Origin of the sequence: Thermomonas brevis (assembly GCF_014395425.1) — a bacterium.
Lineage (GTDB): Bacteria > Pseudomonadota > Gammaproteobacteria > Xanthomonadales > Xanthomonadaceae > Thermomonas > Thermomonas brevis.
The window spans coordinates 1,005,449-1,019,623 of sequence record NZ_CP060711.1; the positions used below are offsets into that span (position 1 = coordinate 1,005,449).

A 14,175-nucleotide genomic window follows, 5' to 3' on the forward strand; every position below is an offset into this window, starting at 1 on the left:
TCACCAAACCGTCGTGTAATGATGCGGCGCCCCTCCCGCGGCGCGATCAACGGACGACATGCAAAAGCACATCCTGATCGTCGAAGACGAGCCCGCGATCCGCGACATGCTGGCCTACGCGCTGCGCAAAGGCGACTACGCGCCGCTGCTGGCCGGCGACGCGCGCGAGGCGCAGGAACGGATCGCCGAGCGCGTGCCCGACCTGATCCTGCTGGACTGGATGCTGCCCGGCACCAGCGGCCTCGAACTGGCGCGGCGCTGGCGGCGCGAGGCGCTGACCCGCGACATCCCGATCATCATGCTGACCGCGCGCGGCGAGGAGAACGACCGCGTCGGCGGGCTGGAAGCCGGCGTCGACGACTACGTGGTCAAGCCGTTCTCCGCGCGCGAGCTGCTGGCGCGCATCCGCGCGGTGCTGCGGCGCTCGCGCGACGACGACGACGACGGCAGCGTGCAGGTCGGCGCGCTGCGCATCGACGGCGCGGCGCACCGGGTGTTCGCCGATCTCGACGGCGCTTCGCACCCGATCCAGATGGGCCCGACCGAATACCGCCTGCTGCATTTCTTCATGACCCACGCCGAGCGCGTGTACACCCGCACCCAGCTGCTCGACCACGTCTGGGGCGGCAGCGTGTACGTGGAGGAGCGCACCGTCGACGTGCACATCCGTCGCCTGCGCAAGACGCTGGAGCCGCATCGGCTGGAAGCGATGGTGCAGACGGTGCGCGGCGCGGGCTACCGGTTCTCGGCGGCGGTGTGAGCGGCGGTTGTTGCTGCGATCCGCGTCGTTCCGGGCACGGCGAAGCTCCTGCTGCATCGCTCCACGCATCGGCAACGGCGCCTTCGCCGCATCCGGCATGACGGCCCGGCTGCGCCGAAGCCGCTGACCGGCATCGCGCCAACGCCTGCAACACAACCGCACTAGACTCCCTCCATGCCCAACGCCGTCCGCACCGCCTGGCTCCGCACCCTCGCCCAGCTTGCGCTGGTGCTGGCGGCCGGCCTGGGCGCCGGGTTCGCGCTCGGCCATCCGTGGCCGGCGCTGGCGCTGACCGCGCTGGCGGTGGTCGGCTTCCACTACTGGCGCCTGCAACGCGTGCTGCAACGGCTGGCCGCGCGCCAGCGCCTGCCGCCCGGCGGCGGTTCCGGCGCATGGAACGAACTCGACGCGCTGCTGTTCCGCGGCCAGACCGAGATGCGCGCGCGCAAGCGCCGCCTGCTGGCGATGCTGCGCGCCTACCGCGCGGTGGCCGCCGCCCTGCCCGACGCGGTGGTGCTGGTGGAACGCAACAGCCAGCGCGTGCTGTGGTTCAACGAGGCGGCGACGCCGCTGCTCGGCCTGCGCTATCCGCGCCACCACAACGCCTCGCTCGCCGACGCGCTGCGGCCGCTGCCGATGGCGCAGTGGCTGGCCGCCGGCCGCAATGCCGAGCCGATGGAGGACGTGGCCTCGCCGGTCGATCCCGAGCGCCGCCTGAGCCTGCGCCTGCTGCCCTATTCCGAGGACCTGTGGCTGCTGCTGGCGCGCGACGTCAGCAAGCTGCTGCGGCTGGAGCACATGCGCCGCGACTTCGTCGCCAACGTCTCGCACGAACTGCGCACGCCGCTGACCGTGATCCACGGCTACCTGGAAATGCTGGACGCCGACGACAACCCGGAATGGGCGGCGCTGCTGGCGGAGATGCGCCGGCAGTCGCAGCGCATGACCCGGCTGGTCGAGGATCTATTGACCCTGTCGCGGCTGGAAGCGCGCGACCAGCTGCCGGACGAGCACGTGGCGATGGCGCCGATGCTGGCCAGCCTGCGCCGCGAAGCGGAAGCGCTGAGCGGCGGCCGCCACCGCATCGACATGGAGGACGCCGCGCAGGTCGACCTGCGCGGCGCGACCAAGGAACTGCACAGCGCGTTCGGCAACCTTGTCAGCAACGCGGTGCGCTACACGCCCGACGGCGGCAGGATAGACATCCGCTTCGCCAGCGACGCCGACGGCGGCGCGACGCTGTCCGTGCGCGACACCGGCTACGGCATTCCCGCCTCGCACCTGCCGCGCCTGACCGAACGCTTCTACCGCGTCTCCACCAGCCGCTCACGCGAAACCGGCGGCACCGGGCTGGGCCTCGCCATCGTCAAGCACGTGCTGGGCCTGCACGGCGCGCAACTGCATATTTCCAGCGACGTCGGCGCGGGCAGCACCTTCACCTGCCGCTTCGCCGCCCCCCGCGTGCTCGCGCGCGATCCCGATCCTTCTTCCGCCCGCCATGAACGCCGAACCCAGCCCCGCTCCGCACGCCATGTCCCTGCACGATCCGTCGCTGTACGCCAACCGCGAACTGTCGCAGCTCGACTTCAACTTCCGCGTGCTGGCGCAGGCGCAGGACCCGTCGGTGCCGCTGCTGGAGCGGCTGCGCTACCTGTGCATCTCCTGCACCAACCTCGACGAGTTCTTCGAGATCCGCGGCGGCGCGGTGCGCCATGCGGTGGAGCTGAACCTGCCGGCCGGCATGGACGGCCTGGAACCGGCCGCGCTGCTGGAGCGCATCCACGAGCGCGCCGCCGAACTGGTGGACGCGCAGTACCGCTGCTTCGACAAGGAGCTGCGCCCGGCGCTGGCGGACCAGGGCATCCGCCTGCTCCAGCGCGAGCAGTGGACGCCGGAGCAGACCGAATGGCTGCGCGCGCACTTTCGCGACGAGATCATGCCGGTGCTGTCGCCGCTGGGCCTGGACCCGGCGCATCCGTTCCCGAAGATCCTCAACAAGTCGCTCAACGTGGTGGTGCAGCTGGAGGGCCGCGACGCGTTCGGGCGCGAAGGCCACCTGGCGATCGTGCGCGCGCCGCGCTCGCTGCCGCGGATCATCCGCCTGCCCGATGCGGACGGCGACGGCGACGCCTTCCACGACTTCGTGTTCCTCAGCACGGTGCTGTCGGCGTTCGTGCACGAGCTGTTCCCGGGCATGCAGGTCAACGGCGCGCACCAGTTCCGGGTCACCCGCAACTCCGAGCTGATCGTCGACGAGGACGACATGGACAACCTCGCGCTGGCGCTGCGCGACGAGCTGCTCGGCCGCGGCTACCTGCGCGCGGTGCGGCTGGAGATCGACGAACGCTGCCCGCAGGCGGTGGTGGACACGCTGCTCGCCAACTTCGACCTGTCGGAAAGCGCGGTCTACAAGATCAACGGCCCGGTCAACCTCAACCGGGTGGTGCAGGTCTACGACATGGTGCAGCGGCCGGACCTGAAGTTCCGGCCGTTCCAGCCGCGCCTGCCGCGCGACATGGACGCGATGTTCGACCTGATCCGCCAGGGCGACGTGCTGCTGCACCACCCGTTCGACGGCTTCGCGCCGGTGCTGGAGCTGATCCGGCAGGCGGCGGAAGACCCGGACGTGCTGGCGATCAAGCAAACGCTCTACCGCACCGGCAAGGATTCGCCGATCGTCGAGCACCTGATCCAGGCCGCGCGCAACGGCAAGGACGTGACCGTGGTGGTGGAGCTGCGCGCGCGCTTCGACGAGGAAGCCAACCTGCGCCTGGCCGACCGCCTGCAGGACGCCGGCGTGCAGGTGGTGTACGGCGTGGTGGGCTACAAGACCCACGCCAAGATGCTTCTGATCGTGCGCCGCGAGGGCAGCGCGCTGCGCCGCTACGTGCACCTCGGCACCGGCAACTACCACAGCGGCACCGCGCGCGTGTACACCGACTTCGGGCTGATGACCGCCGATCCCGGCATCGGCAACGACGTGCACCTGATCTTCCAGCAGCTCTCCGGTCTGGCCGCGCCGCTGACCCTGGCGCATCTGCTGCAATCGCCGTTCACGCTGCAGCGCGGCGTGCTGGAGCGGATCGGACGCGAGGCCGCGCACGCGCGGGCCGGCCGGCCCGCGCGTCTCATCGCCAAGATGAACGCGCTCAACGAGCCGGAGGTGGTGCGCGCGCTGTACGAAGCCTCGCAGGCCGGGGTCGAGATCGACCTGATCGTGCGCGGCGCCTGCGCGCTGCGGCCAGGCATTTCGGGCGTGTCCGACAGCATCCGCGTGCGCTCGGTGGTCGGCCGCTTCCTCGAACACCACCGCGTGTGGTGGTTCGGCAACGACGGCGAGCCCGAGCTGTTCTGCTCGTCCGCCGACTGGCTGGAGCGCAACCTGCTGCGCCGCGTGGAGACCGCATTCCCGATCCTCGACCCGCAGGTCGCCGACCGCGTCCGGCGCGAAGGGCTGCTCAACTACCTGGCCGACAACCAGAACGCCTGGCAGCTGCGCGCCGACGGCCGCTACGAGAAATGCGCGCCGGGCAAGGGCGAGCCGGCGTTCTCGGCGCAGCTGGCGATGCTCGATGCGCTGGACGGCTGAGATCGTGTGCGTCATTCGCCGGAAGCGGGAATGGCGGACAAAACGGCGGCGACGATTTCATAATGCGCGCATGACGCCATGCCGTACGACGACTTCCCGCGCATGAAGACGCTGCCTTCCCGCGCCGTCGGGCCACTGCGCGACGGCGACCTGCTGGCCGCGCTGGACCTCGGTTCCAACAGCTTCCACATCGTGGTGGCGCAGCGCGTGCTGGGCCAGCTGCGGGTGGTCGACCGCCTGCGCGAAACCGTGCGCATGGCCGAGGGCCTGAACGCGCTGGGGGGGCTGTCGCCGGAGGTGTGCGAACGCGCGCTGGCCTGCCTGTCGCGGTTCGGCCAGCGCATCGCCGACATCCCGCCGCGGCAGGTGCGCGCCGTCGCCACCAACACCGTGCGTCAACTGCGTTCGCCGGAGGCGTTCCTGGGCCCGGCCGAAGCCGCGCTGGGGCATGCCATCGACGTGATCTCCGGGCGCGAGGAAGCGCGTCTAGTCTACCTCGGCGTGGCCCACGAGCAGCCGCCGCAGGATGACCAGAAGCGGCTGGTGATCGACATCGGCGGCGGCTCCACCGAATGCATCATCGGCCGCGGCTTCACCCCGCTGGAGCGCGAAAGCCTGCAGGTGGGCTGCGTCGCCAGCACGCGCCGGTTCTTCGAGGGCGGCAAGCTCACCCGCAAGCGCTGGAACGCCGCGCTGACCGAAGTGGCGCTGCAGTTCCAGCAGTTCGCCGCGCCCTACCGCAGCCTGGGCTGGGACGAGGCGATCGGCACCTCCGGCACGCACAAGGCGATCGGCAACATCTGCGCGTCGATGAAGCTGACCAAGGGCGCGATCACCCGCGAGGCGCTGGCCGTCGTGCGCGACCGCATCCTGCAGGCCGGCCGGATCGAAGACATCGACCTGCCCGGCCTGTCCGACGACCGCCGGCCGGTGATCGCCGGCGGCGTGCTGGTGCTGGAGGCGGCGTTCGACGCGCTGGACCTGTCGCGCCTGCAGGTCAGCAAGGCGGCGCTGCGCGAAGGCGTGCTGTACGACCTGCTGGGCCGCGGCGGCGCCGACGATCCGCGCGACGTCTCGGTGGCCGCGCTGATGCAGCGCTACGGCGTGGATGCGGCGCAGGCCGCGCGGGTGGAAGCCACCGCGCTGGCGCTGTTCGACCAGGTCGCGAAGGCGTGGTCGCTGGGCGCCGAAGACCGCGCGGTGCTGTCGCGCGCGGCGCACCTGCACGAAATCGGCCTCGCCATCGCCCACAGCGGTTACCACACGCACGGCGCCTACGTGCTGCAGCATTCCGACATCGCCGGCTTCTCGCAGCAGGGCCAGCGCTTCCTGGCCGCGCTGGTGCGCGCGCACCGGCGCAGCGTGCCGAAGTCGGCGTTCGAGATGATCCCCGACCGGCTGCTGGCCAACGCCCGCCACCTCGCCGCGCTGCTGCGGCTGGCGGTGCTGCTGCACCGCTCGCGCGGCAACGAGACGCCGGCCGGGCTGCAGCTCCAGGCCGAAGGCGAGAAGCTGGTCCTGCGCATGGACAAGCGCTGGCTGCAGGCCCGCCCGCTGCTGCGCGCCGACCTGGAAAGCGAGCCCGAGGACATGCTGGGGCTGGGCATCAACCTGAAGCTCGCGCTCGACTGATTTTCCTTCTCCCCATCGCAAACGGGAGAGGGATCAAAAACAAAGGGCCGGCAAACGCCGGCCCTTCGCATTCCCGCGCTGGAACCGCTTACTTCGCTTCCACGAACGGCTTGCGCGGCAGCTTCGCCGGACGCATCGCAGTGTTGTAGACGAACGAGGCGACGATCGCCGAGGCCTGCTTCAGGTCGTCCGCCACCGCGTGGTCCTGCACGTCCAGGTCGGTGTGGTGGACATGGCTGAAGTAGTCCAGCTGGTCCTGCACGAACTGGAAGCCGGGGATGCCGATCGCGTCGAAGCTGACGTGGTCGGTGCTGCCGGTGTTGCGCTGGGTGACGATGGTGGCGCCGACGTCGTGCCACGGCTTCAGCCATTCCTCGAAGATCGGCGCGACGGCGAGGTTCTCCTGCGCGTAGACGCCTCGGATCTTGCCGCTGCCGTTGTCGAGGTTGAAGTAGGCCGAGACCTTGCCGTAGTCCTGCCCGCGGATCAGCTTGCCCTTGCTCTGGCGGAAGAACGCCGGCAGCGCCTTCTGCTCCGGATCCTTCGGTTCCTCGAACTTGCCGAAGTGCTTGCCGACATAGTCCTGCGAGCCGATCAGGCCCTGCTCCTCGCCGGTCCACAGCGCCACGCGGATGGTGCGGTTGGGCTTGGCGCCCACGGTCTTGAGGATGCGCATCGCCTCCATCATCACCGCCACGCCCGCGCCGTTATCGTTGGCGCCGGAGCCGGTGTGCCAGGAGTCCATGTGCGCGCCCAGCATCACCACTTCGTTCTTCTGCGGGCCGGTGCCGGGAATCTCGGCGATGGTGTTGTAGCCGGGCTGGTTGGCCTCGTCGAGGAAGCGCGCGGCGACGTTGAGGCGCAGCTTCACCGGCTCCTTGCGATCCAGCGCGCGCATCACCGTGTTGTAGTGCTCGGCCATCATCACCAGCGAGGGCACGCCCACCGATTCGCCGGCCTTGCGCGAGCCGCCGCCCATGACCCGGACGATGCCGTCGTTCCAGCTGCTGATCGACACGGTGGCGACCACGCCCTCGTCGATCAGGAACTGGTTGAGCAGCGGCGCCAGCTCCATGCGCGCGCGGAAGCGCGCCATCATCGCCGGATCGACCTCGCGCTCCTTCGGCAGCGGGTAGGACAGCAGTTCTTCCAGGCTGTCGTGGTCGTGGCGGCTGAAGTCCGACTTCTCGTTCGGCTTGTACGGGCGCAGCTCGTCGGTGAAGACGATCTTGCCCTTCAGCTTGCCCTTCCACTTCTCCAGGTCGGCCTTGGATTCGATCTTGGCGAAGACCGCCTCGCCTTCCACCGCGCCGGTGGTGCCCGGCGTCCACGCCTTGGGCAGCGCGTGCAGCGGCATCGCGCGCGGGCTGAGCATCTCGACGCTGGCGTCGGTGAACGCCCAGCCGCGGCCGAGGTCTTCCACCGCCTCGTCGTGGACGTTGGACAGGCCCCACTCGGTGAACTTCGAGCGGGTCCAGCGGTTGGCCTCCGCCATCGACGGCGAATTGGTCAGGCGCGGGCCGATCACGTCGGTCAGGTGGTTCAGCGTCGCCATCACCTGCGAGCGCTGGAACGCCTCTTGGCGGATCTGCGCGGTCATGTCCAGATCAACCTTCTCCTGCGCGGCCACACCCTGCGCACCCACCAGCCCGGCCGCCAGCAAGGCGGTCGTCAACATCAGTCGCTTCATCATCGTCCCCGTGAACTGCGGCAAAGGCCCGAGTCTAGCCAGCGCCGGGGTTGGACTTCCCGGGCCTTTGGTCATGCCCGGCGGCGGCGGACGTGACGCAGCGCACGTTCCGCCGCCGCGCGCGTCAGCGCGGGCCGCCGTCCGCTTCGCGCGAGGCCAGCTGGTACCAGTCCACCCGGCGGGTGGCGACCATGATCGCGGCCAGGATCGCGAACAGCAGGCCCGAGCCCAGCGCCAGCGCGTTGTCCTCCGACAGCAGCAGGCCGTACAGGGCGGCGTACAGCGTGCCCAGCATCGCCGCGAAGCCCAGCCCGCGCAGGCCGCCGCGCAACACCGCCGACAGGTAGAAGCCGATCAGGCCGATGCACGCGAGCGACGCCAGCAGGTAGGACAGGCCGAAGGCGATGTGCTCGCTCAGGCTGACCAGCAGCAGGAAGAAGATCGCGATCGCCATGCCCACCAGCAGGTACTGGATGGGATGCACGCGCACCTGCCGGATCAGTTCGAACATGAAGAAGCCGACGAAGGTCAGCAGCACGAACAGCAGCCCGTACTTGCTGGCGCGGTCGGCCTGCACGTAGGGATTGACCGGATCGAGCAGCGACACGCTGACCGCATCGCCCGGCGCGGTCCACGGCATGCCGCGCTCCAGCGCCGCGCGCGCGGCGTCGGACAGCCGCGCCTCCGGCGCCAGCGACGGCTCCTGCAGGTAGCGGCGCTGCGCGTTGTTCGCTACCGACGCGATCTGCCAGCGCGCCCGGAAGCCGCCGTCGCCGACGTCCTGCTGCGGCGAGCGGCCTTCGAACTTCGGATGCGGCCACGTCGACCGCAGGCGCAGGTCGTTGTCGTTGCCCAGCGGCAGCATCGCGAAGGTCTCGGTGCCGCGCAGGCGCAGCGCGACGCGCACATCCAGGCGCAGCCGCTGCCCTGCCGCCGGCACGGCCAGCCGCGCATGCACGCCGGAGCCGTCGGCATGGCCCAGCCCCTGTTCGACCGCCACCGGCGCGCCGTTCACCCGCACCTGCGGCGCGCCGTCCAGCCCGCCCACGTCGGCGATGCCGACGCTCAGCCACGGCTGGCCGATGCTGCGCTGCACGCCGTCCGACTCGGCCGGCACGGCCGCGTCGAAGCGAGCCACCGCGTTGCCGCTCCATGCGTAGACGCGCACCTGGTGCAGGCCGCGGCGGCGCAGGTCGGGCTTGAGTTCGCCGTCGATGGACAGGGCGTCCGGGAAGAACGTCCACTGCCCGGTCTTCCTGCGCACGACCTGGCGCACGCTGCCGTCCTCGCCGTTGACGGTGTCCACCACGCGTTCCTCGTAGGGCACCACCAGCACCGGCCCGGCCAGCACCTGCCGCCCGCCGAAGCCCGCGGCGATGTCGCGCACCGCTTCCTCGCGGTACTGCTGGCGGTCGTGGATCACGCCGCGCACCATCTGCAGCGGGATCAGGATCGCCAGCGTCAGCACCGCCACCATCGCCATCTTGAACGCCAGTCGCATCGCCCTGCTCCATGGTGAGGATGGGCGCAGCGTGGCGGCGCCGTTCGATGGCACGGTGGCGCGACGATGAAGTGAAGGTGAGGTGCTCCGCTCCCTTCCTTGCGAAGCAGGGGAGGGCTGGGGAGGGGTGCTCTTTGCGAGCCCGCTCAATCCGGCGAAAAGCACCCCTCCCCGGCCCTCCCCTTCGCTGCGCGAAAGGGAGGGAGCAAAGCGCTGCAATGCACGAAAATGCGCGAGAAACGAGGAGCAGAGCGCCTGCGATCCGCGCCTACGCGAGCGGAAGCATGACGGTCGCCACCGCCCCCCCGCCGTCGCGGTTGCCCAGGCTCACGTCGCCGCCGTGCAGCTTGGCGATCTCGGCGACGAAGTTCAGGCCCAGCCCGCTGCTGCGCGCGCCGCCGTTCGGGCGCGGCAGCGAGTAGAAGCGCTCGAACGCGCGCTCCAGCGCGAACGCCGGCACACCCGGCCCGCGATCCGTCACCTCGATGCGCAGCTGGTCGCCGACGCGGCCGATGCGCAGCTCGACCGCGCCGCCGGGCGGCGAGAAATCGATGGCGTTGTCGATCAGGTTGCCCAGCAGCTGGCGCAGCAGGAACGGATCGCCGTGCAGCGGCGGCAGGCCGATGTCGGCGTGCAACTGCAACTCCACCCGGTGCGCCAACGCCCTCGGCAACGCATCGTCGAGCGCCTCCTGCGCCAGCGCGTCCGGCGCCACCGGCTCCGGCGCGTCGATGCGCTGGCGATGCTCCAGCGCCGCCAATTCCAGCATCCGGTCCACCATCCCGGCCATGCGCCGGCTCTGCGCGTCGATGCTGGCGACGAAGCGGGCGCGGTCGGCCTCCGGCAGCGGCCCTTCCAGCAGCTCCGCCGCGCCGCGGATCGCCGCCAGCGGACTTTTCAGCTCGTGGGTCAACGCATGCACGTAGCGTTCGACATACCGCTTGCCTTCCAGTTGCCGGCGCATGCTTTCCAGCGCGCGGCCGAGGTCGGCGAACTCGCCGGCGGCGTCGGGCAGCGAGGCGCGTTCGCCCCGCGCCACCGCATCGGCGTAGCGGCGCAATGCGGCCAGCTGGCGCGACAGCCACCACGCCGCCAGGACGCCCACCAGCAGCGCGCTGCCCAGCAGCACCCAGCCCCAGCGCAGGATGGTGTTCTGGCTGCGCTCGATGAAGGGCTGGATGCTGCGGTTCGGCTTCGACACCGTGAGCACGCCGGCGATCTTCCCGTCCGCAGCGAAGATCGGCGCGGCCACGTACATCACCGTGCTGGTTTCGTCGTCCGGATCGTCGCGAGTGGAGCGCGCGCCGTACTGCCCGCGCAGCGTGCGGTGCACGTCGTTCCAGCGCGAGCTGTCGCGCCCCACCTCCTTGCCCGCCGAATCGAACACGACGATGCCATGCGCATCCGTCACCTCGATGCGGTAGCTGGCATGGCGCTTGGCTTCGCCCCAGATGCGCGCATCCAGGTCGCGCCGCGCCATCGCGCGGACGCGCGCCGCGAACCGGCCGTCGGCGATGCGCCCGGCCAGCAGATCGTCGGTCGCCAGTTCCGCCAGCACGTTGGCGGTGTCGGCCAGCGTGTCCTCCATCGCCTGCCGCACGCCGGGCTTCACCTGCTGCACGAACACGTTGCCCAGCAGCAGCGCAGCCAGCGCCACGATCAGGAAATAGCCCAGCAGCACGCGCAGCGCGATCTTCACCGGGCCTCAGTCCACGTCGATGGAATAGCCCAGCCCGCGATGGGTGCGGATCGGGTCGCGCGCGGGATCGAGCTGGCGCAGCTTGGCGCGCAGCGTCTTGACGTGGGTATCGACGGTGCGCTCGCCGGATTCCAGCGCATCGGCCCACACACGGTCGAGCAGCTGCGCGCGGCCGAGGATCGCGCCGGGGCGACGCAGCAGCTCGGCCAGCAGCGCATGCTCGTAGCGGGTCAGCTCCAGCCAGTGGCCGGCGTAGCGGATGCGATGGGCGGCGGCGTCGATCTCGAACCGGCCGCGCTGGCGCGCCTGCCCGCCCTCGTGCCGGCGCAGCCGCGCGCGCACCCGCGCCACCAGTTCGCGCGGCGAAAAGGGCTTGGCCATGTAGTCGTCCGCGCCCAGCTCCAGCCCCAGCACGCGGTCGATCTCGTCGCTGCGCGCGGTCAGGAAGATCACCGGCACCGCGCTGGCCTCGCGCAGCTCGCGGCAGACGTCGAAGCCGCTGCGGTCCGGCAGGCCGACGTCCAGGATCACCAGGTCGATGCCGCCGCGCGCCAATCGCGGCAGCACCTGCCCGCCCAGCAGGACGTGCTCCGCCTCGAAGCCGTCGGCGCGCAGCGCGTACAGCACCGTCTCGGCGATGGCGGCTTCGTCCTCGGCCAACAGGATGGTGATCGGCATGCCGGCATCGTAACCGGCCGGGCGCCGCCGTTTGGGGGGCGAATGTGAAGTCCGCGGCGATGCGACAATGCGTCGATGAACTACCGCCACGCCTTCCATGCCGGCAACCACGCGGACGTGCTCAAGCACGTCGTGCTGCTGGCGCTGTGCGACGCGCTGACCGCCAAGCCTTCGCCCTGCTTCGCGCTGGACACCCACGGCGGGCGCGGCCTGTACAAGCTGGACGGCGAGGCCGCGCAGAAAACCGGCGAGGCGCAGGACGGCATCGCCCGCCTGCAGGCCGAGGCGCCGCGCGATCCCGCCGTGCAGCGCTACCTGGCCGCGGTGCGCGCCTGCCGCGCGCAGCACGGCGCGCACGCCTACCCCGGCTCGCCCTGGCTGCTGGCGCACGCGCTGCGCGAGCAGGACCGGATCGCCGCCTGCGAGCTGCATCCGGAGGAAGCGAACGTCCTGCGCGGCCACTTTACCGGCGATGCGCGGATGGCCATGCACGCCCGCGACGGCTATGCCGCGATCAAGGCGCTGCTGCCGCCGAAACAGGGCGCAACGAAATTCGCGCGCGGGCTGGTGCTGATCGACCCGCCTTACGAGGCACAGCTGGACGAGTTCGACATCGCGCTGGCCGCGCTGAAGGAAGGCCTGGCGCGCTGGCCGCAGGGCATGTTCGCGCTGTGGTATCCGATCAAGCAGGGCCGCGCGCTGCAGCCGTTCCGCCGCGCCGCCGGGAAGCTGCCGGCGAAGTCCGCGCTGCTGCTGGAGCTGCTGGTGCGCCCCGACGACTCGCCGCTGCGCATGAACGGCAGCGGCATGCTCCTGCTCAATCCGCCGTGGCAGTTCGACGCGGCGATGCGGCCCGCGCTGGACGCGATCCGCGCTGCGCTCGGCGAGCCGGGCGCCTCCGCCCGCGTGGAATGGCTGCGCGCACCGGCCTGATGCGACACTGGCCCAGACCTTCCGGACCTCCTCCATGGCCTCCAGCTTCTTCGCCCTCTTCGACGACATCGCCAGCCTGCTGGACGACATCTCCGCCATGACCAAGGTGGCCGGCGGCAAGACCGCCGGCGTGCTCGGCGACGACCTCGCCCTCAACGCGCAGCAGGTCACCGGCATCCGCGCCGAGCGCGAGCTGCCGGTGGTGTGGGCGGTGGCGAAGGGTTCACTGGTCAACAAGGCGATCCTGGTGCCGGCGGCGCTGGCGATCGCGGCGCTGGAAGGCTGGCTGAAGTCGCGCGGCATCCCCGTTCCGCTGATCCTGCCGCTGCTGATGCTGGGCGGCGGCTACCTCTGCTACGAGGGCGTGGAGAAGCTGGCGCACAAGTTCATGCACAGGCAGGAGGAGCGCCAGCACCACGCCGAACACGCGCGCGCGGTGGGCGACGCCTCGGTGGATCTGCTCGCCTTCGAGCGGGGCAAGATCAAGGGCGCGATCCGCACCGACTTCATCCTGTCCGCCGAGATCATCGTGATCTCGCTGGGCACGGTGGCGGCGAAACCGCTGCCGGTCCAGCTGGGCGTGCTGGTGCTGATCGCGCTGGTGATGACCGCCGGCGTCTATGGCCTGGTGGGCGGCATCGTCAAGCTGGACGACCTCGGCCTGCACCTGGCCCGGCCCGGCGCTGGCAGCGTCCGCGCGAGGCTGGGCCGCGCCATCCTCGCCTTCGCGCCGCGCCTGCTGAAGGCGCTGTCGGTGGCGGGCACGGCGGCGATGTTCCTGGTCGGCGGCGGCATCCTGGTGCACGGCATCGGCCCGCTCCATCATTTCATCGAGGCGCATGCCGGCGGCGCGCTGGGCTGGTTGTGGAACGCCCTGTTCAACGCCGCGTTCGGCGTGCTGGCGGGGGCGCTGATCCTGGGCGCGGTGTCGCCGCTGGCGCGGCTGCGCCGCCGGCCGGCCACCTGAGCCGGCCCCCGCCCGCCAGACACGCGCCGTTCATTTTTTTAACGTCCCTCACGCGAAGATGCCGGAATGGCCGCACGCAACCGCATGCCCCCGTGGCACGAAAACGTCCGTCTCGCCAACGGCCGGGACATCCTGATCCGCCCGATCCGGCCGGAGGACGCAGGCCCGATGCAGGCCGCGTTCACCCTGCTGGAGCCGGACGAGATCCGCCAGCGCTTCCTGCATCCGATGAAGGAGCTCAGCGCACAGCAGGCCGAACGGCTGACCCGGCCGGACCCGCGCCGCGATTTCGCGCTGGTCGCCGCCGAGCCGCTGCCGCCGGGCGAGGCGCTGGTCGGCGCGGTGGCGCGCATCTCCATCGACGCCAACGGCAAGGACGCCGAGTTCGCGATCCTGGTCAGCCACTACGTCAACGGCATGGGCCTGGGCCGCCACCTGATGCGCCGGCTGGTGCGCTGGGCCAAGGGCCGCAAGGTGCAGCGCGTGTACGGCGACGTGCTGGAAAGCAACCTGCCGATGCAGGCGCTGGCCGCCTCGCTGGGCTTCCGCCGCGAGCCCATCGGCCAGGCCGGGCTGGTGCGCGTGGTACTCGATATCCCGCCGCCCAAGCCGAAGACGCCGCCGCCCCCGCCGCTGATGTCGCTGCCGCCCGGCGCGTAAAATCGCGGGACAACCCGATCACGCAGCGCTGGATGCCCGCATCCGGCGCCGCCGCGTTTTTCCGAA

Annotated in this window: 10 protein-coding genes and 1 pseudogene; 7 read left to right on the forward strand and 4 right to left on the reverse strand. The window is 70.9% G+C overall.

Going from position 1 to position 14,175, the window contains the following annotated elements; all coding sequences use genetic code 11:
* Positions 1 to 58 precede the first annotated feature (58 nt).
* The 4 genes and pseudogenes from phoB to ppx all read left to right on the forward strand — a co-directional run bounded on the left by phoB (position 59) and on the right by ppx (position 5,981).
* Entirely contained in the window at positions 59 to 760 is a 702-nt protein-coding gene (gene phoB, locus H9L17_RS04710; protein ID WP_187571189.1) for a phosphate regulon transcriptional regulator PhoB, read from the forward strand.
* A gap of 174 nt (positions 761 to 934) precedes the next feature.
* Positions 935 to 2,236 (forward strand): annotated as a pseudogene (phoR, locus tag H9L17_RS04715) (phosphate regulon sensor histidine kinase PhoR); the annotation flags it as partial.
* Positions 2,237 to 2,258: 22 nt separating this feature from the next.
* Positions 2,259 to 4,349: a polyphosphate kinase 1 gene (gene ppk1, locus H9L17_RS04720; RefSeq protein WP_187571190.1), complete on the forward strand. Its 2,091-nt coding sequence runs from the start codon at positions 2,259 to 2,261 to the stop codon at positions 4,347 to 4,349.
* 102 nt (positions 4,350 to 4,451) lie between these two features.
* Positions 4,452 to 5,981 carry an exopolyphosphatase gene (ppx, locus tag H9L17_RS04725; RefSeq protein ID WP_425507415.1) on the forward strand — a complete coding sequence of 510 codons (1,530 nt, stop codon included), beginning with the start codon at positions 4,452 to 4,454 and terminating at the stop codon, positions 5,979 to 5,981.
* 88 nt (positions 5,982 to 6,069) lie between these two features.
* On the opposite strand, the gene H9L17_RS04730 is transcribed toward ppx, so the two are convergent.
* From H9L17_RS04730 to creB, 4 genes are all read right to left on the reverse strand, one after another.
* On the reverse strand, positions 6,070 to 7,659 hold the full coding sequence (locus tag H9L17_RS04730; RefSeq protein ID WP_187571191.1) for a M20/M25/M40 family metallo-hydrolase: 1,590 nt from the start codon (positions 7,657 to 7,659) through the stop codon (positions 6,070 to 6,072).
* Between the two features lie 136 nt (positions 7,660 to 7,795).
* The gene (creD, locus tag H9L17_RS04735) at positions 7,796 to 9,172 is read right to left on the reverse strand and encodes a cell envelope integrity protein CreD (protein WP_187571192.1); all 1,377 of its coding nucleotides are present in this window, start codon (positions 9,170 to 9,172) and stop codon (positions 7,796 to 7,798) included.
* Between the two features lie 268 nt (positions 9,173 to 9,440).
* Positions 9,441 to 10,871 carry a two-component system sensor histidine kinase CreC gene (gene creC / locus H9L17_RS04740; RefSeq protein ID WP_187571193.1) on the reverse strand — a complete coding sequence of 477 codons (1,431 nt, stop codon included), beginning with the start codon at positions 10,869 to 10,871 and terminating at the stop codon, positions 9,441 to 9,443.
* A gap of 6 nt (positions 10,872 to 10,877) precedes the next feature.
* A complete protein-coding gene (gene creB / locus H9L17_RS04745; protein WP_187571194.1) occupies positions 10,878 to 11,549 on the reverse strand; it encodes a two-component system response regulator CreB in 672 nt (223 codons plus the stop codon).
* Positions 11,550 to 11,624: 75 nt separating this feature from the next.
* Here creB and H9L17_RS04750 point away from each other — a divergent pair, with 75 nt between their 5' ends.
* The 3 genes from H9L17_RS04750 (at position 11,625) to H9L17_RS04760 (ending at position 14,109) form a co-directional block, all read left to right on the forward strand.
* Complete coding sequence (locus tag H9L17_RS04750) at positions 11,625 to 12,482, forward strand: 23S rRNA (adenine(2030)-N(6))-methyltransferase RlmJ (RefSeq protein WP_187571195.1); 858 nt, start codon at positions 11,625 to 11,627, stop codon at positions 12,480 to 12,482.
* Between the two features lie 34 nt (positions 12,483 to 12,516).
* A complete protein-coding gene (locus tag H9L17_RS04755) occupies positions 12,517 to 13,449 on the forward strand; it encodes a DUF808 domain-containing protein (RefSeq protein ID WP_187571196.1) in 933 nt (310 codons plus the stop codon).
* Positions 13,450 to 13,515: 66 nt separating this feature from the next.
* The gene (locus tag H9L17_RS04760; RefSeq protein WP_187571197.1) at positions 13,516 to 14,109 is read left to right on the forward strand and encodes a GNAT family N-acetyltransferase; all 594 of its coding nucleotides are present in this window, start codon (positions 13,516 to 13,518) and stop codon (positions 14,107 to 14,109) included.
* Positions 14,110 to 14,175: the final 66 nt, after the last annotated feature.